Annotated in this window: 17 protein-coding genes; 16 read left to right on the plus strand and 1 reads right to left on the minus strand. The window is 30.1% G+C overall.

Annotated features, from left to right (window positions below):
• Position 1 precedes the first annotated feature (1 nt).
• From B3B03_RS01430 to nifJ, 6 genes are all read left to right on the plus strand, one after another.
• Complete coding sequence (locus B3B03_RS01430) at positions 2 to 736, plus strand: LytTR family DNA-binding domain-containing protein (RefSeq protein ID WP_346848737.1); 735 nt, start codon at positions 2 to 4, stop codon at positions 734 to 736.
• Positions 723 to 1,952, plus strand: coding sequence for a sensor histidine kinase (locus tag B3B03_RS01435; RefSeq protein ID WP_346876299.1), 1,230 nt, complete (start codon positions 723 to 725; stop codon positions 1,950 to 1,952). The genes B3B03_RS01430 and B3B03_RS01435 overlap by 14 nt, the downstream gene beginning before the upstream one ends.
• Positions 1,953 to 2,187: 235 nt before the next feature.
• Positions 2,188 to 2,991 (plus strand): hypothetical protein, encoded by an 804-nt coding sequence (locus B3B03_RS01440; RefSeq protein ID WP_346848739.1) that lies wholly within the window; start codon positions 2,188 to 2,190, stop codon positions 2,989 to 2,991.
• Between the two features lie 13 nt (positions 2,992 to 3,004).
• Positions 3,005 to 4,138 carry an ATP-binding protein gene (locus B3B03_RS01445; protein WP_346876300.1) on the plus strand — a complete coding sequence of 378 codons (1,134 nt, stop codon included), beginning with the start codon at positions 3,005 to 3,007 and terminating at the stop codon, positions 4,136 to 4,138.
• A gap of 6 nt (positions 4,139 to 4,144) precedes the next feature.
• Positions 4,145 to 5,548 carry a VWA-like domain-containing protein gene (locus tag B3B03_RS01450; RefSeq protein WP_346876301.1) on the plus strand — a complete coding sequence of 468 codons (1,404 nt, stop codon included), beginning with the start codon at positions 4,145 to 4,147 and terminating at the stop codon, positions 5,546 to 5,548.
• 279 nt (positions 5,549 to 5,827) lie between these two features.
• A complete protein-coding gene (gene nifJ, locus B3B03_RS01455; RefSeq protein ID WP_346876302.1) occupies positions 5,828 to 9,346 on the plus strand; it encodes a pyruvate:ferredoxin (flavodoxin) oxidoreductase in 3,519 nt (1,172 codons plus the stop codon).
• Positions 9,347 to 9,559: 213 nt separating this feature from the next.
• Here nifJ and B3B03_RS01460 read toward each other — a convergent pair whose 3' ends face one another.
• Positions 9,560 to 10,480: a type II CAAX endopeptidase family protein gene (locus B3B03_RS01460; RefSeq protein ID WP_346876303.1), complete on the minus strand. Its 921-nt coding sequence runs from the start codon at positions 10,478 to 10,480 to the stop codon at positions 9,560 to 9,562.
• 238 nt (positions 10,481 to 10,718) lie between these two features.
• Here B3B03_RS01460 and B3B03_RS01465 point away from each other — a divergent pair, with 238 nt between their 5' ends.
• The 10 genes from B3B03_RS01465 (at position 10,719) to B3B03_RS01510 (ending at position 18,821) form a co-directional block, all read left to right on the plus strand.
• Positions 10,719 to 11,087, plus strand: coding sequence for an arsenate reductase family protein (locus tag B3B03_RS01465; protein WP_346876304.1), 369 nt, complete (start codon positions 10,719 to 10,721; stop codon positions 11,085 to 11,087).
• Positions 11,056 to 12,117, plus strand: a complete 1,062-nt coding sequence (aroB, locus tag B3B03_RS01470; protein WP_346876305.1) for a 3-dehydroquinate synthase — start codon at positions 11,056 to 11,058, stop codon at positions 12,115 to 12,117. The genes B3B03_RS01465 and aroB overlap by 32 nt, the downstream gene beginning before the upstream one ends.
• A gap of 11 nt (positions 12,118 to 12,128) precedes the next feature.
• Positions 12,129 to 13,412, plus strand: coding sequence for a 3-phosphoshikimate 1-carboxyvinyltransferase (gene aroA, locus B3B03_RS01475; protein WP_346876306.1), 1,284 nt, complete (start codon positions 12,129 to 12,131; stop codon positions 13,410 to 13,412).
• Positions 13,390 to 14,466, plus strand: a complete 1,077-nt coding sequence (gene aroC / locus B3B03_RS01480) for a chorismate synthase (protein WP_346876307.1) — start codon at positions 13,390 to 13,392, stop codon at positions 14,464 to 14,466. The genes aroA and aroC overlap by 23 nt, the downstream gene beginning before the upstream one ends.
• Positions 14,467 to 14,501: 35 nt before the next feature.
• Complete coding sequence (locus B3B03_RS01485) at positions 14,502 to 15,008, plus strand: shikimate kinase (RefSeq protein WP_346876308.1); 507 nt, start codon at positions 14,502 to 14,504, stop codon at positions 15,006 to 15,008.
• 95 nt (positions 15,009 to 15,103) lie between these two features.
• Positions 15,104 to 16,258 (plus strand): helix-turn-helix domain-containing protein, encoded by a 1,155-nt coding sequence (locus tag B3B03_RS01490; protein WP_346876309.1) that lies wholly within the window; start codon positions 15,104 to 15,106, stop codon positions 16,256 to 16,258.
• A 140-nt stretch (positions 16,259 to 16,398) separates the two neighbouring features.
• The gene (locus B3B03_RS01495) at positions 16,399 to 16,890 is read left to right on the plus strand and encodes a sigma-70 family RNA polymerase sigma factor (RefSeq protein WP_346876310.1); all 492 of its coding nucleotides are present in this window, start codon (positions 16,399 to 16,401) and stop codon (positions 16,888 to 16,890) included.
• Positions 16,887 to 17,555 (plus strand): zf-HC2 domain-containing protein, encoded by a 669-nt coding sequence (locus B3B03_RS01500; protein WP_346876311.1) that lies wholly within the window; start codon positions 16,887 to 16,889, stop codon positions 17,553 to 17,555. Before B3B03_RS01495 ends, B3B03_RS01500 begins: the two co-directional genes overlap by 4 nt.
• Before the next feature lie 600 nt (positions 17,556 to 18,155).
• On the plus strand, positions 18,156 to 18,335 hold the full coding sequence (locus B3B03_RS01505; protein WP_346848750.1) for a hypothetical protein: 180 nt from the start codon (positions 18,156 to 18,158) through the stop codon (positions 18,333 to 18,335).
• A gap of 288 nt (positions 18,336 to 18,623) precedes the next feature.
• On the plus strand, positions 18,624 to 18,821 hold the full coding sequence (locus tag B3B03_RS01510; protein ID WP_346876312.1) for a hypothetical protein: 198 nt from the start codon (positions 18,624 to 18,626) through the stop codon (positions 18,819 to 18,821).
• Positions 18,822 to 19,181 lie beyond the last annotated feature (360 nt).

A 19,181-nucleotide genomic window follows, 5' to 3' on the forward strand; every position in this document is an offset into this window, starting at 1 on the left:
GATGCAATTATTGTTAATAGAAGATGATATTATTCAAAGTGATAATTTGTCTAACCTAATTAAAGAAAGCTATAATAATGTGGAGCTCCTAACGGCACATTCATTTAAAGAGTCATTAAAAGTCATTAGTGAAAAAAATGTTGACTTATTCTTTATTGACATTAACTTACCAGATGGATCTGGGATAGATATAGCTAAAAAAATTAGAGCTATGGAAGGCTATGAATTAAAAGGAATAGTATTTATAACAAGTCAAGGTTATCAGATGGTAGATGCATTTAAAAATATACACTGCTATGATTTCTTAATAAAGCCTTATAGTAAAAAAGATATTAAAAGAATCATAGATGTGTTTATGAAAGAAAATGTTAAAAAAAATGACAATCGAAAGTATAGTATGATAACTATAGAAAATAAAATAACCTATAAACTCTATCATGATGATATAGTTTTTGCTGAGTATATACCAAGGAAGTGCAAAATTGTAACAGTTAAGAATGGAGTAATTTATGCAAAATTATCTCTAGGGAAGCTTTTAAGTATGATTGAATCAAATAGTATAGTACAATGTCATAAATCCTTTATTGTAAACACTAAATATATAAAAAGAATAGACAAGATGTATACTAAGTTATGGAAAGTACATTTTGTTAACATCAGCGACATTATTGACTTATCTATAAGTTACTGTGAAAAAGTATTTGAAATTTTAGGGTATGAAAATGAGTATAAATAATTTTTTAGAGTTGTTTACATTAGGTATGATTTGCAATATTTTATTTGATAAAATTAATATTAAAAATGTTTTAATTTCTATTATATTAGCATATGTTTTTGGTATTGTTATAAAAATACCAGTAGTTACTATAGGAGCTTTAACTATAATATATGCATTCATAAATAAATTTTTACATAATGACACTTTTTATAAATCACTAATAAAGATAACTATATCGTTATTAGTTTTAATGATAGCAGAAAGTATTGTTGGAATTATAGTAGGTATATTAGATATTAATACAGAGAGTATAAATTTAACCTTAACATTAGTGGGTGTATTTACAATTACCTTAGGTACTATATATTACTTTACTAAATATATTAAGGTGAATATTTCAACTATACCTAAGATAAGTACTAAAATTATCATAACAGGAATAGTTAATTTATTTCTAATATTAACTATATTAATATTTATAAATGATAGTCATTTTATAGGCAGTGGATTAAGAATTGGATTATTTTCAGCATTGTTAGTATTCATTGTAATAACCATGATTTTGTGTAGGGATATATATAAAATTATGAAGGAAAATGAAATATTAGAAATTCAAAATAAATATAATTTGATTTTAAATGAGTATATTGAGAAGTTAAGGGCTAGTGAACATGAATATAAAAATCATTTAAATGTGATATACTCAACTCTTCAGGTGGGAAATTATGATGAAGTTAATAAAGTAATAAAGAAGTATATAGAAGATATAACTTATAAAGATACTTTAACAAAGCTAATGGCAATAGATAATATAATTTTAAGAGCTCTTATTTATAGTAAAATTTGTGAAGCAGAAAAAGCCGATGTAAGCATAAAGTGTAACATTAAAAATAGCTTGAATAATATAAAGATTAGTCAATCAGATATGGTAATTATATTAACTAATTTACTAAATAACGCTATAGAAGCAGCTAAGGAGAGTCCAAATAAATTAGTTGAGATATATATAGATGAAGATTATTCTACCAACGGTAGATATGTTATCACTATAAAAAACACTGTAAAAGATATGAATAAAATAAATATATCCTCAATGTTTAAAGAAGGATATTCAACTAAGGGTTCTAGTAGGGGCTATGGACTACATAATGTTCAAAAAATAGTGAGTGGTAATAAAGGCAATATTTTAATAGAAACAGACGACGATATGCTTTCTGTTGAAATACATATTTAAAAACATAGAAAATGGATATCAATTAATTTTGATATTCATTTTTTGATAATAATCATATATACCTTGAAGAAATTATAATAAAGTTATTGAAAAAAGCGCTTTTAAATATACTATAAAATGATATAATTAAATGGAGAATTATTATTACTTAATAAAGTCATTGTTTAGTGAAGGTTATGCAGTTATAAGATTTTATAAGTCTTATGTGTGCTATGAACCTAGGAGGAATATGGTTATGGATTATAATAGAGCTATAGAAATGGTAAAGAGGAATCCAATTATTATAAAAACTATAAAGAACCCAACAGAAGAAATGAAGCTTTTGGCCGTAGAGAAGGATGGAATGTCTCTACAGTACATAAAAAATCCAACAGAGGAAATGAATATAAAAGCATTGAAGAGTAATATAAATGCTATTGAATTTATAGATGAGCCTACCTTAGAAATGAAAGAGTATGCAGTAAAGGAAAGCTGGAATACTTTAAAATATATAGATGCTCCTAGTGAAGAACTAGTAAATCTAGGGATTGAACAAAAGGGATGGGCTATTCAGTATATAAAGAATCCTAGCTGTTATCTTCAGAGGTTGGCTATTGAGAAAAATTATGATTCCATTAAGTATATAGAAAATCCTTGTGAAGAGGTGCAGCTAGTGGCTGTAAATATTAGCTATGATGCCCTAAGGTATATTAACAATCCTAGTGAAAAAGCTGAGATATCTGCCATTAGAAATAATGAAGCTGCTATTAAGTTTGTTCATAATCTAGATAAAGAAAAGATGATAAAATTTTTAAAAGAAAATATACTAGTAATTAAGTATCTTATAAAAGATATTTCTATAGAAGAGCTCGAAGGAGTATTAAAAGAAAGATTATCTAGTGAAGATATAGAAGAGAGATATGTAAGAAATTTTATCAATTGTGAAAGTATAAATAAAAAGTATAATAATATTTCTATGGATAAGATTATATTTATTCATAAGTATGGAAGTAGTAGAGCAAAAAGAGTTGCTATAGATGAAAAGCTAAAGATTATGTAGGAGGATAATGCAAATGAACTTTAATGATACATTAAAAAGTGTAGAGCTTGTAATAGAAACTAATGAAGTACCTCTTATTGTAGGAGAGAGTGGAATAGGCAAGACTGCTCTTGCAAAGACTTTGGCGAGACAAAGAGAATGGAGTTTAGTTGTTATAGATGGAAACCTTTTAAAGGAGGGTGAAATAGGTGGACTCCCTACAGTGGAAGAATATACTATTAAAGATGAACATGGAAGAGTAGTAAGTAAAAAGACAACTATCTATGCTATTCATACAAAGCTTAGAGAAATAGATAATCTTATTTTAGAAGGTAAAGATGTACTTTTATTTATAGATGAAATAAATAGGTGTGAGCATAGTGTACAACAAGAGCTTATGAATTTGATATTAAATAGAGAGATAAATGGATATAAGCTTCATTATAAAGTAAAGATATTAGCTGCAATGAATCCATCCAGTAAATACGGCTCAGACTTTGATTATCAAGTAGTAGATATGGATGCTGCCCAAGAAAATCGATTTGTTTGGCTTAACATGGAAAGTGATGCAAAGGGTTGGATTAAATGGGCTTCGGAAAATAAAGTTGATAGAAAAGTAATAGAATTCATATCTACTTTTCCAGAGCATCTACACAGTATTAACGAAGATGATATAAGGGCTACCCCACGAAGCTTTGAAAGAGTGTCTAAAAGTTATAAGTTATATAAAGAAAATAAAGATAGTATACCAAGAAGAGTATTTTTAAATGTTTTAAGGGGGAATCTTGGAAGAATTATTGCAGAGCAACTTATGGATTTTATGGAGTCGGATAATACTGCTTTAATTTCTCCAGAAGAAGTATTTGAAGAAGAAGTTTTATCAGAGCAGGTTAAAATTAGGATATCCAATGAGAGCCACACTAGATTATATTTAACAGGAAGTAATATGATAAATTATATTAGCAGCAAAGTTGAAGAGCTAGAAGTAGCAGCTATAAAGAGAGTTATAGATAGATTTGTAGAGTTTCTTAGCTTTTATCCAGTAGATTTGATGATTGGAATTATGCAGGATATGAGAGAAAGTCAAAAAAAAATATATAATTTCATATTAGAAAATGAAGACTTTGTAGAGAATTACTTTGCAACTTATACTGAGATAAAAGGGTAGATAGGCATGAGTAAGAATTTTGAAGAATTAAGGGTTGAGCTTTATAATAGGGTAACTAATATAGTTAATGGTGGAGAGATGTTTAAAGCCAGAAGAGATGGCGAAAAATTTGTAGTAGATATGCCAGAAGACTTAAAGTTGGAGTTTTATAGACTAGTAGATAGAGTAAATCTAGCCATGATGGAAGAGAAGGAAAATTTCTATGGATACTTTTTATTTCAGGTAAAAAGAGAAATAAGATATGATATAGCTACACCTACAGCCATAAGTTTTAAGGGAGCTAAATATATTGTTTATTTTAATCCTTTTATATTTTTACAACTTAATTTGAGTCAGATGCAAGGGACTATAAAACATGAAATACATCATATTTTAGCATTACATTTAGTAAGGGCAAAGGAATTAAGAAAAAAATACAGTACCTTAGCTGTTAATATGGCTATGGACATAGTTGCAAATCAATATGTTAATTTCTTACCTGCCTATGCAACTACCTTAGAGTGGGTAAATACAAAATATAATTTGAAGTTAGAACCATATAATTCTATGGAGTACTATGTGAGAGAAATTCAAGGAGAATTGGATTTGTTAGAAGAGGACAAAGAAGGAGAAGAGGATGATTCTAAAGGTGATACTAAGGATGAATATGATCCTAAAAAGACTCATGATACCTGGGATGAATCTGATGATATAGATGATAAAACTCTGAAGTCTTTTACGGAGAAATTTGCAGAGCTTTCTAGTAAAGGAAAGCTTCCAATAGAGATAGAAGCTATGCTAAACACTTTAAAGGGAAGTGAAAATGAAATCCCATGGAATATTTATTTAAAAAAAATAATGGGAACCTTAGAGAGTAGTAAGAAGAAAACTGTAACAAGAAGAAGTCGAAGACAACCTAATAGATTAGATTTAAAAGGGGAGTTAAGAGGTCATAGGGCTAAAATTGCTGTAGCTATAGATATAAGTGGAAGTATAAGTGATGCTGAGTTTATGCAAGCTATGAAAGAAGTACTTTCAATAGTAAAAAATTATAATAGTGAAGTTACTATAATAGAGTGTGATAGCAATATTAGAAGAACATATAGGGTTAAGTCTGTAAAGGATATAAGAGAAAGGGTTACTAAAGGGGGAGGAACACAGTTTACTCCTGTATTTGAATATATAAATAACACTGACACTAACTTACTTATATACTTTACTGATGGTAAAGGTGAAGATAACTTAAAGGTTACTCCAAAAGGTTATAGAACTTTATGGATAATATCAGGCAGAGGATATAAATTATCTTTAAAGGAGCCTTATGGAGTAGTAAAGAGGCTTAAGGCTATAGAAGAGAAGGATGAGTTTATAGATATACATGACGTAAGAAATGATGGTTGGTCCATGAATAGTGTTGAACCTACAATATAGAGTATTAAAAATTATATAGTTTTACCAATGAGGCTTTTACAAAATAGATAGCTCTGTTTTGTGAATGCCTCATTTTCTTATAGTTAAGTAATAAGTCTTTAATAAATTTTAATGCTATACATAATATCCACTTATTTAGCTCAACATATAAATGGTATAAGAGTAAAAATTAAAGATTTATAACTTAGAGCAAAGTAACAAAAGGCTATTGAGGCATTAGATATATGTCTCAATACCTTCATATCAATATATTTAAACTGTAAGAAAAGAGGTAATAACATGAGAAAAATGAAGACTATGGATGGTAATACAGCAGCAGCACATATATCCTATGCATTTACAGAAGTAGCTGCTATATTCCCAATTACACCATCTACACCTATGGCTGAGCTAGTAGATGAATGGGCCGCTAAGGGGAGAAAAAATATATTTGGTCATCCTGTTAAAGTAGTAGAGATGCAATCTGAGGCGGGGGCAGCAGGAGCATTACATGGTTCCTTACAAGCAGGAGCTCTATCATCTACATATACAGCATCACAAGGTCTATTACTTATGATACCTAACATGTATAGGATGGTAGGAGAAAGATTACCTGGAGTTATACATGTTGCAGCTAGAGCTCTTACTACGTCATCCTTAAGTATATTTGGTGACCATCAAGATGTTATGGCTACAAGACAAACAGGATTTGCAATGCTTGCAGAAGGCTCTGTTCAGGAGGTTATGGATTTAGCAGCAGTAGCACATTTAAGTGCTATAAAGGCTAGAATGCCATTTCTTAGTTTCTTTGATGGCTTTAGAATTTCCCATGAAATACAAAAGGTTGAGGTTATAGAGCAGGAGGAACTTGCAAAACTAGTAGACTATAAAGCTATTGATGAGTTTAGAAAAAATGCTTTAAATCCAGATCATCCAGTTACAAGGGGAACTGCTCAAAATCCTGATTTGTATTTTCAAATGTGTGAATCACTTAATAGATACTATGAAGATATACCTACTGTAGTAGAAAATTATATGAGTGAAATAACAAAACTAACAGGAAGAGAATATCACTGTTTTGATTACTATGGAGCACCGGATGCGGATAGGATAATCATATCAATGGGTTCTGTATCTGAAGTAGTTGAGGAAACTATAGATTATCTAAGAGATAAGGGAGAAAAGGTAGGACTTGTAAAAGTAAGACTTTATAGACCTTTCTCTATAGAGAAGTTTATAAAAGCTATGCCAAGTACAGTTAAGAAGATAGCAGTACTTGATAGAACTAAGGAGCCAGGTTCTATAGGGGAACCTCTTTATCTAGATGTAGTAAGAGCACTATTTGGAAAAGCAAATGCTCCATTAGTAGTAGGTGGAAGATTTGGACTTGGTTCAAAGGATCCGATTCCAGCTCATATAGCTGCCGTATTTGAAAATCTTAAAGAAGATAAACCTAAGGATAGATTTACCATAGGAATAATTGATGATGTTACAAACTCATCACTAATGCCAAAGGAGGATATAGATGCTACGCCAGAAGGCACAACCTCGTGTAAGTTCTGGGGATTAGGTTCTGACGGTACCGTTGGAGCTAATAAGAGTGCTATAAAGATTATTGGAGATCATACAGACATGTATGCTCAAGGATATTTCTCTTATGATTCTAAGAAATCAGGTGGAATAACTGTTTCTCACTTAAGATTTGGTAATAAACCAATTAAATCTCACTATACCATTGACAAGGCAGATTTTGTTGCTTGCCATAACCAATCCTACGTATATAGCTATAACTTATTACAAGGATTAAAGAAGGGTGGAAAATTCCTTTTAAATACTCAATGGACAGAAAAAGATTTGGAAGATAGATTACCAGCTGACTTAAAAAGATATATATCAGAAAATAATATAGAGCTCTACATCATAAATGCAGTTAAAATAGCCCAAGAAATTGGGTTAGGTGGAAGAATAAATATGATAATGCAAGCTGCCTTCTTTAAGATAGCAGATATCATACCTATTGAAGATGCAGTAAAATATTTAAAAGAAGCAGTTATAACTTCCTATGGTAAGAAGGGTGAAAAAGTTGTAAATATGAACCATGCTGCCATTGATTCAGGAATAAATTCTATAGCTAAAATAGAAGTTTCAAGTAAATGGAAGGATGCTAAGGATGATAAGTTAGATATAATGAAGGATTATCCTGCATTTATTAAGGATATTGTAGAACCAATGAATAGGATGGAAGGAGATGATATTCCAGTTTCTACATTGGTTAGAGAGGGAGTAGATGATGGTACCTTCATGGCAGGTACTACTGCCTTTGAGAAGAGAGGAATAGCAGTAAATGTACCACAGTGGATTTCAGAGAACTGTATTCAATGTAACCAATGTTCATATGTATGTCCACATGCCACTATTAGAGCCTTTCTATTAGATGAAAAAGAAAAAGAAAATGCTCCAAAGGATATGAAGTTGCTAGAAGCCAAGGGTCTTAAAACAGAAGCTCCAATGTTTTTCCATATAGGAGTTACGCCTTTAGATTGCACTGGATGTGGAAACTGTGCAGAGGTTTGTCCAGCTAAAGAAAAAGCTTTAGTTATGAAACCACAGGATAGCCAACATGATCAAATAGAAGTCTGGAATTATGTTGTAGAAAAAGTTGCAAACAAGAAGAATCCATTGAACAAAAATACTGTGAAGGGTAGTCAATTTGAGCAACCTCTCCTTGAATTCTCAGGTGCATGTGCAGGATGTGGAGAAACTCCATATGCTAAACTTGTAACTCAATTATTTGGAGATAGAATGATGGTAGCTAATGCTACTGGTTGTTCATCAATTTGGGCAGCTGGAGGACCTTCAACAGCCTATAGACCTAATAAAGAAGGCTATGGACCAGCATGGGCTAACTCACTCTTTGAAGATAATGCTGAGTATGGTTTTGGAATGTTTATGGCTGTTAAAACCATAAGAGAAAGAATTGCACAGAATATAAGAGAAGCTCTAAGTGGCAATATCTCAGAGGTAGCTAAGCCTGTGTTACAGGATTGGTTAGATAACATAGATAAGAGTGAAGGTACAAGAGATAGAGCAACTAAGTTAACCCAAGTTCTTCAGAAAGAAAATAGTGAAATAGCTAAGAAGATACTAGAAGATAAAGAATTCTTTGTTAAGAGATCTCAATGGCTATTTGGTGGAGATGGATGGGCTTATGATATAGGATATGGTGGCCTTGACCATGTATTGGCATCAGGAGAAAATGTAAATGTATTAGTCTTTGATACAGAAGTTTATTCTAATACAGGAGGTCAATCATCAAAATCAACTCCAACGGCTGCGGTAGCTAAGTTTGCAGCATCAGGAAAACGAACTAAGAAGAAGGATTTAGGAATGATGGCTATGAGCTATGGTTATGTATATGTAGCTCAAGTATCCATGGGAGCAGATAAAAATCAGACTATAAAAGCTATTTCAGAAGCTGAAGCTTATGATGGACCATCATTAATAATAGCTTACTCTACATGTATTAATCATGGTATTAAAGCTGGAATGTCTTATTCACAAGAAGAACAGAAGAGAGCAGTAGAGTGTGGATATTGGACTTTATATAGATATAATCCAGATTTAAAAGGAACTAAGAATCCATTCTCCTTAGATTCAAAAGCACCAAATGGAAGCTTTAAAGACTACTTATTAGGTGAGGTTAGGTATGCATCTTTAGCCAAGGTATTTCCAGAAGTAGCAGAGGAATTATTTGCAAAGACAGAAGCAGATGCTATGGAAAGATATAATAACTATAAGAAGTTATCAACTCAAGAATAAAAAATTAGAAGACCATTTCATAGTTATGATATGGTCTTCTATAATTTAGATACATTATGAGTTTTTATTAATATAAATTTTTAAAGCTTTAATGATAAGTACCAGTGCATAAATACCTAAACCCCAAAACAATAAAATTATGGGTAAAATAATTAACATAGGAATAAAAGCAAATAAAGTCTCCATAAAAGCCTCCTTATAATATAATATAATTTAATATGATTCACTTGGTGATGTAGAAATAGATTTTTTGGGAATAAACACCACAAGCAATGTAGATATAATTAATACAATTGTACAAGCAAGACCACCCTCAGCTCCGAAGTTACCACCAGATAGTAAAGAGTCACTAAAACTATTAACTTTCAAAATAGAAGGTCCTATGTTCATTCCACTAACAAGAATTCCATATATATTACCTTGAGCAAAGTTCCACATGGTATGAATTGCACATACTCCAATAATATTATCTGTACGATAGGCATAAACGGAAAAGAATATACCAACTAAAATAATATTAATCATTGGTAGTATAGAAAATCCTGAATTAAAAATGTGGAGAAACCCAAATAAACAGGAGTTCAAAATAATACCGAGAATAATTCCATTTTTAGCAGCAATTGAAGTTAATAAAAAGCCTCTACATAGAAATTCTTCACTGGCACCTTGTATCATAAAACCAATAAAGAAAATAATAATTAGAGGAAGAGAAGACAGAGTAACCTTAACAAAGGATAAGTGTCCAGAAATCATTAGAATCAATACAACAGCACTAAACATAACAAGCCCTACTATTAATCCAATGACATATTCTTTAAAAGCACCTTTTTTTATTAACCCCATGGAGCGAAGATTTCTTTTTTCACTAAACTTGCAATATAAAATACAGAGTATAATTAAAAATCCAGTACCAAATAAATTTATAAGAGTTAAAGTTTCATTATCTATGGTCATAGATAATCCATTGGATTTAATCACACTTATAAAACCTATTATTGCCATAGGAATCACAAGTATAAATTGACTTACTAAAATAAGAACTAAGGATATAAGTAAGTTGAGAAATGGATTGTGTTTCAGTTTAGCTTTTTTTGCTTCCTCAATCATAACGGAATGTGTGTTAAAAAATTTCATAAGAATCCCCCAATTAAAATTATAAAATATACACAGTAATGTATATGTAACATTATATTATATTTTACACTATATATATTAATTCACAATATATATAATATAAAAGGAGTAATTTAATACATAGGTTTCTATTAATGAATTCATATGTGAAAATATAATTCATTAATGTATAATAATTAGTAATAAATATTTTATAATAACAGTAAGTAACTATTTAAAATAAAAGGAGAGAACATATATGAGCATATTATTTATTCAGTATCCAAAGTGTACTACATGCATTAAGGCAAAAAAATTTCTTGTTGAAAATAACATAGAATTTCAGGATAGACATATAGTGGAGAATAACCCAACGAAGGAAGAGTTAGATTTATGGCTTGACAAAAGTGGACTTGAGATTAAGAAATTCTTCAATACCTCAGGAAAGCTTTATAAGGAAATGAATTTAAAGGATAAGATTAAAGACATGTCAAAGGATGAAGCCATAGAACTTCTTTCTACTAATGGAATGTTAGTAAAGAGACCTATACTTATAGATGGAGATAAAGTATTAGTGGGATTTAAGGAAGATAATTATGAGAAATTTACAAATAAACCTTCTCAATAATCAATATGAAATTCTCATTAAATCAGGAATTATAAACAGTATAGGTGAAGAGATTTCAAATATATATGAAGGAAATAAAATAGCTTTAATTACTGATGAAAATGTAGATAAATTTTATGGAGATATAGTTAAAAAGTCTTTAGAGGATAATGATTTTAAAGTTTTAAAGGTGGTTTTGAAACCTGGTGAAAGGAGTAAATCAATAGAATCTTTAATGAAGCTATATAATGAACTTTTAGATTTTAAGCTAAATAGGGGAAATTTAATTATAGCTTTAGGGGGAGGAGTCATTGGAGATTTAGCAGGCTTTTGCGCAGCTACTCTTTTAAGGGGAATTCCATTTGTTCAAGTTCCAACATCACTACTTGCCCAAATCGATTCATCTATAGGAGGTAAGGTTGCTATAGATTTACCTAGGGGAAAAAACTTAATAGGTAATTTTTATCATCCTAGGGCAGTATATATTGATCCTCAGGTGCTTAAAACCTTAGAAAAGAGATATGTAAATGATGGATTAGGTGAAGCTATAAAATATGGATTAATAAAGGAGAAAGAGCTCTTTGAAAAGTTTGAAAGTATAGAAAGCTATGAAGCTTTATTTGAATATATAGAAGATATAATATATAAATGCTGTAGTATAAAAAAACAGGTAGTAGAGCAGGATGAAAAGGACAAAGGAGAGAGGATGATTTTAAATTTTGGTCACACCATAGGCCATGCTATAGAAAAGCTTGAAAATTATAAGGGTGTTTCTCATGGAGAAGCTGTAGCTATAGGGATGTACTCTATAGCCCTTAGATGTGAGGAGTTAAATATATGTAAGGATGGAGTTGCTAACAGAATAAAAAGTCTACTAGATAAATTTAACTTGCCCTATGATTTCCAAGTAAAGACCAGGGAAGATATTATTAATGCTATTTCAGTAGATAAAAAGACAATAGGAGATTTTATAAACCTTATTCTTATTGAAGACATAGGTAAGGTTTTTCTTCATAAGGTTACTCATGAAGAATTAGAAAAATTTATTTAGGAGGAAAAGCTATGGATAAAATTATAATAAAACCCAAGTTACTTAAAGGGAATATAGTTGTTCCTTCTTCTAAAAGTTTAGGGCATAGGGGGATAATTGCAGCTGCTCTAAGTAGAGGGATATCTAGGGTGGATAATATACAACTTTCTAAGGATATTGAAGCTACTATGGAGATAATGAAGGAGCTTGGAGCAGTTGTTAATATTGAAGATCAAAACTTATATATTGATGGAAGAAAGATGTTTTCCTATGAAAAGAAACTAGATTTAAGATGCAGAGAATCTGGCTCAACTCTAAGATTTCTAATTCCACTAGCTTTAACCAAAGATGGTGACTATATATTTCATGGAGAAGGAAAGTTAATTTCAAGACCACTAGAACCATATTATGAAATCTTTGAAGAAAAGGGTATAAAATATTCAAGGGAAGAGGACGGTTTACCTTTGAAGGTAAGCGGAAAACTTACTAGTGGTACATATAGAGTAAGGGGAGATATAAGCTCACAATTTATAACAGGGCTACTGTTTTCTCTTCCCATTTTAGAGGGGAATTCTAGAATTCAGATAACTACAAAACTAGAATCTAAGGGATATATAGATCTTACTTTAGATACTTTAAAGGATTTTGGCATAGAGATAGAAAATAATAATTATAAAGAGTTTAATATTAGAGGAGCCCAAAAATATAATAGTAGAAACTATTATGTAGAGGGAGATTATTCTCAGGGAGCCTTTTTTTTAGTAGCAGGGGCATTGGGTTCTTCTATAGTATGTTCTGGTCTAAATAAGGATTCTCTTCAAGGAGATAAGGTCATATTAGATATTTTAGAAGCTATGGGATGTAATGTGGAAGAAAGTGAAGAAGGTATAAAAGTAAAACCTTCTAAGACTAAGGGCATAGAAATAGATGCCTCTAATTGTCCCGATTTAGTTCCAGTTCTTACGGTGCTTGCTAGCCTTTCAGAGGGGGAAACTAAAATAGTAAATGCTAAAAGACTTAGAATTAAAGAGTGTGATAGACTACATGCTATAACTAAAGAGTTAAATAAACTAGGAGCAAATATAATAGAGTTAGAAGATTCTTTAATAATATCAGGTGTTAATGAATTAAAGGGTGGAGAAGTTGATTCTCACAATGATCATAGAATAGTAATGGCCTTGGCCATAGCAGCCACAAGAGCTAATGGTGATGTAATCATAAATAATCCTAGTGCCGTAGAGAAGTCTTATCCTAATTTCTTTAAGGATTATTTTAAATTAGGGGGTGAAGGTGATGAGTTCAATTATAGGAAATAAAATAAAAGTATCAGTTTTTGGGGAATCCCATGGTGATACCATAGGAGTTATAATTGATGGGTTGCCAGCAGGTCATAGGATAAATTTTGACTTTGTTCATGAAGAAATGAGAAGAAGAGCACCAGGTCAAGATTCATTGTCTACTTCTAGAATAGAAAAAGATATACCTAAGGTTTTAAGCGGAATTTTTGAAGAAAGAACTACAGGGGCACCACTATCAGCCATAATTGAAAATAACAATACTAAATCTAGGGATTATTCAGAGCTTAAGGTAAAGCTAAGACCAAGTCACTGTGATTACCCAGCCATGATTAAATATGAAGGGTATAATGACTATAGAGGTGGTGGACATTTTTCTGGTAGGCTCACAGCTCTTTTAGTCTTTGTAGGAGCAATATGTAAGGATATTTTAAATGAATATGATGTGTATATAGGTGCACATATAAAGTCTATTGGAAAGATAAAAGATCATGGCTTTGACAAAGTAAATATAAGAAAAGAATTATTACAAGAATTGAGGAAGGATAGATTTCCTACCTTAAATAAGATTATTTCCGAAGAAATGAAAGAAGAAATTTTAGCGGTTAAAGCTTTAGGAGATTCTATTGGAGGTGTTATAGAAGGAGCTGTTATTAACCTACCAGTAGGACTTGGAAGTCCAATGTTTCACTCAGTAGAAAGTGTATTATCCCATATGCTTTTTTCTATTCCAGCAGTTAAGGGAGTAGAGTTTGGAGAAGGATTTAACATCTCAACACTAAGAGGTAGTGAGGCAAATGACCAGTACTATATTGAAGGTGAGGACATAAAAACCTATTCTAATAATAATGGGGGGATTCTAGGTGGAATTACTAGTGGAATGCCAGTTACATTTTCAGTAGCATTTAAACCAACGCCATCTATAGCTTTACCACAGAAAACTGTAAATATGGATACGAAAACTGATGATATTTTAGAAATTAAGGGAAGACATGATCCTTGTATAGTACAAAGAGCAGTGCCAGTGGTGGAGTGTGTCACTGCCATTGCTATTTTAGATATGATGCTTCAGTAGAATAATATATAGGTATTCTAGAAGGGAGAAGAGTTTTGAATAATATCATATTAATAGGTCTTTCAGGATGTGGAAAAACATGTCTAGGTAATATAATTAGTAACGATGAAGAAATAAATTTTATTGACTTAGATGAATATATAGAAGAAAAAAACAATATGACCATAAAGGAAATGTTTAACATTAGTGAAGAATACTTTAGAGATAGGGAAACAGAAGCAGTTAAACAGGTTTCTAAACTAGAAAATACTCTTATAGCTACAGGGGGTGGCGTTATAAAGAGAAAAGATAACATGGATGCTTTAGGGAAAAGTGGATGTATAATATTTATAGACAGAAAACCAGAAAAAATAATAGAAACTTTAGATATATCAAATAGACCTCTTTTAAAAGAAGGAAAAGAAAAGATATATGACTTACATAAAGAAAGGTATAAGCTCTATAAAAAATATGCTCATATTACTATAGATAATAATGATAGTAAGGAGAAGGCTATTAATATTATAAAGGATATAATTAAAATTAAGCTCCATAAGTGTTAGTATTAATAGATATATTCCTTAAATCTTATCTGTTTATAAAGTCATATATGGATCCTTTTTAATATTATATTAATATAGAGAATTGAGGTGAGATCATGGATATTAAGAAAATACTGTCTATCATAAAACGGCAAGAAGGATTAAAGTTAGATTTTAAACAAAAGCTTTCCTTAGATTTTGAAAGTGGTAAAAAGGAACTAGCTAAGGATGTTTGTGCCATTGCTAATTCAAAGGGTGGAAGAGGATATATAGTTGTAGGTATTGAGGATAAAACAAAAGAGTTAATAGGCTTAGATGAAAGTGAAGTTTTCACAGAAGAACAAGTACAACAAATAATATCTTCTAGATGTGAGCCACCAATCCCAATCTCTGTAGATGAGTATAATATAAGTAAAAAAAGGATTTGTATAATTACAATATATGATGGAGAACAAAAGCCATATCAACTTAAGGAGAATGGAGCATTTTATATCAGAAGAGGCTCTACCACTGATACTATGAGAAAACAGGAACTAGTAGAAGCCTTTGAGGAGAATTTAGACTTTTTTATTGAAACTTCTCAAGTGGTGAGAAGTGATATAAATCTTATAAATATGGAAATAGTAAAAAACTATTTTCATAAAAAAGGTATAGTTATTAATAGCTCTAATGAAAAATTTCTTATGAGAAGTGCAGGAATATCATATACAGATAAGGATACTGGAGAAGAGAAATGTACCTTGGGTGGTCTTTTAGTATTTTCTGATAACAATAGTCTTTGCATACCTCAAAACATGATTAGAATAACTAATAATTTAGGTAAGGGAAAAGACCGAGTAAATGTTGTACAAGGTAATCTCTTATCTATGATAGATAAAAGCGAAGATATATTAAGAAAAATATTACCTAAGAATTATCCTATAGGAGCTATAGTTGAGGCAATAAACAATGCAGTGCTTTATAGGGAGTATTCTTCCATAGATAGAGTTATAGAAGTGGTGATATCTAGAAATAGTACAATAGTTAATAGCCCAGGACAAATGATACAGAACAATTCCACAGGAAAAAGAATTAACTATAATAGAAGAAATATGTGGCTTTATGAAAAACTAGTAACACTAGATGAAAATAAAAGATTTTTAAACAATGAAGGTGGATTTGGAAGGATAAAAAAGCCTTTCAAAAAAAATGTGACCTTTATAAACTCTAGAGCAGAAGACTGTTTTAAGGTAATCTTACCAGGAACAAAACTCTATGAAGGTAAAAAGTAGTGATATTAAGGTTAATTAGCAGTAAGTTTATAATCCTTATAAGTAAAAGATTAGACGATAAAGTAAGAACTAGAATTTATCGTCTAATTTTTTTGTAACGAAATTAATATTTTACGGACTTACTAATAGGAGGTGAAAATGTGGAAGATATAGAAGTGTACTATAAAAGCCATGGGAAAAAGGTGTATTACTATTTATTATCTATGGTACATGATGATAATTTAGCAGAAGAGCTAACACAGGAAACTTTTTATCAGGCTATGAAAACTATTAATAAATATCGTGGGGATTGTAAGCCTTCTGTATGGCTTTGTCAGATTGCTAAACATGTTTGGTACAAACACCTTGAAAAGAATAAGAAATATGAAACTATTTCAATGGAAGAAATAAAAATAGATATAATGGATTCTTATGATCTAAATTCTGAGGTTATGAATAAATTTGATAAGTTAGCCTTTTATAAGAAATTGCGGGAATTAGATGATAATATGAAAGAGGTTATTTATTTACGAATTTCTAGTGATCTATCTTTTGCAGAAATAGGTGAAATAATAGGGAAATCAGAGAACTATGCAAGGGTAATGTTCTATAGGGGGAAAAAGAAGTTAATGGAAGGAGAGCTAACAAAATGAAATTAGATTGCTATATAGTAAAAGATTTATTGCCAAGTTATGTTGATAATTTGACAAGTGATGAAACATGCAGAGATATAGAAGAACATCTAAAAGAGTGTAAAGATTGTAATAAAGAATTTCAGCAAATGATAAAACCTATGTCTATTTCAGATAAAGAGAAGCAAAACAATACCAAGGAAGTACATTATTTTAAAAAATGTAAGAAAAAATATTCAACAATGGTTAAGTTATTGATTGCAATAGCAGTTATATGTGCATTGTTATTTGCAGGATTAGTTATAACACTAACCTCGGCATATCATCAGCAGTATAATAATAAAGGCGTAGGCAATTATTTGCATATGAGTATAGAAGAGAATGAAAGTATCGATTTTATTGGAGATTATGATGATTATAAGATATATACCTATAAATTAGAAGAAGCATATTTTATTGATTTTTTTGCAAATCGAATAGAAATAAAAGATGCATTTGAAAAGGGTAAGATATCATTAAAAGATATGACTAAACATTTAGAACTAGTAAATGAAGAAAATGGTAATAAGATATACGAATTTGAAAACTATCAAATTATCTTTAGTAAGGACAAGTGTGTAATAGCTCCATTATCTATAAAGGGAGAAGGTATAATTCAAGCTGTTGAAGACTACGTAGCAGAATAAGATTATTTGTTCACCAATTTTGTTATTTAATTGGAATTTCATGCACAGAATATACCGTTTTGTGCATTTTTCTATAAAATAAGCTGATTATAGGTTACAATGTGGTTATTAAAATCAATACCCTTTAAGTGGAGATAGATTTAGTAGTTTAGCTAGATATGTCGGAGGTTAAGGATTGTTTAATTTGAAACTTACAAGAAATCCGTTTTCTCTGCTTTATGTTTTATAATGATTAAAATTATGTATAAAGGAGTTATAAGCATGGATTTAGTAATAATCATGTTAATCCCATATATTATTGTGTTATTATCACAAATTTTCTATAAAAAAAGCATTTAAAAAATGGTAAGAAAACAGATAGTACAGAGCATTTAGTTGCAGTAGTATTTGGAAATAGTGTGTTGGCTTATGTATGTTCAAATTCTGCATTTACAGATACTATGCGTACTACAATAATAGGGCTTTTCACAGTTTTATATGTAATATTTTGGGTTATCTGTTTAGGTATAGATAATAAAAAATAAAATTAAGAAAACAAAATTTAATATTAGAAAAAACTCAATTTTAGTAGTTTAGCCTTTGAAAGGAGGAAAAAAGATAATGAAAAAAGTAATGTGGTTAGGTCTTTCTATAGAAATAACAGTCTTGACAATAATGTTATTATTTGTTGTATTCCAGAAACCAGTACCAGGATTACTCGTTGGTATTTTTGTAGTTGGAATGTTAACAAGTATAATATCTTCATTTTTCGTACAACGAGAGAAGATTAAAGAAAATTAAACTATTTAAATATACAAAATTTTATATAGGAAACTAGTTAAATATGATCCTAGGTAACTATATAACTAGTTGTTGGCACCGTGGGGGTTTGTGGGTTTTTTGAATATTTTTATTTATTAAATATTAGTATTTAAGTCTAGTTCTTTTCTGACTTTTTTTATTCATATAATATATAACCTCATGTCTTATAATATTATTATTACATTATGATAATTTCACAAATTTAGTTAATCTAAGGAGTTTATATATTATAAGTGAAATCATATATTTATTTGTGAGGTATGTATTATGAAAAAAGTACTGGCTTGTTTAGTGTTTATATTCATAGGAATAGGATGTTTTTATTTTGCATTTCAAGATGGGGTAAGTGCTACTTTAGGAACAACTTTAACAATAGTTGGAGCCATAGCGTTAGGAATTGGAATTTATAGAAGTTGCCGTTGTGGAATTATTAAAGAGGTAATAGATATTTTATTTCATTTATAGAGCTATAAACAATAAAATAGTTAGTATAGTAAATATTATGTATGAAGTGGAGTATAAAATTGTGAAAGAAAAAAATCATTGTGTTTATAAAGTTATTAGTGATTTTTTTTATTATTGGTATAGGCTCTGACTATTTATTTAAGTCAGGGGGGAGTAGATTTTCTTAAAAGCTTTTCAATTGCATTGGGGATGTCACTAGGGATAACATATGTAATATATTCTAGTAATAAAGAATAAGATAATGTTTTGGTAATATAAATTACTACATATATGGTAAGACTTTTAGTGATTTTAAAGACTCATTTATATTAGATTAAGTGGAGGATGAAAATCATAATATGAATTATTTATCAGGATTTA

The sequence above is a fragment of the Clostridium sp. UBA5712 genome (assembly GCF_002419845.1).
Lineage (GTDB): Bacteria > Bacillota > Clostridia > Clostridiales > Clostridiaceae > Clostridium_J > Clostridium_J sulfidigenes.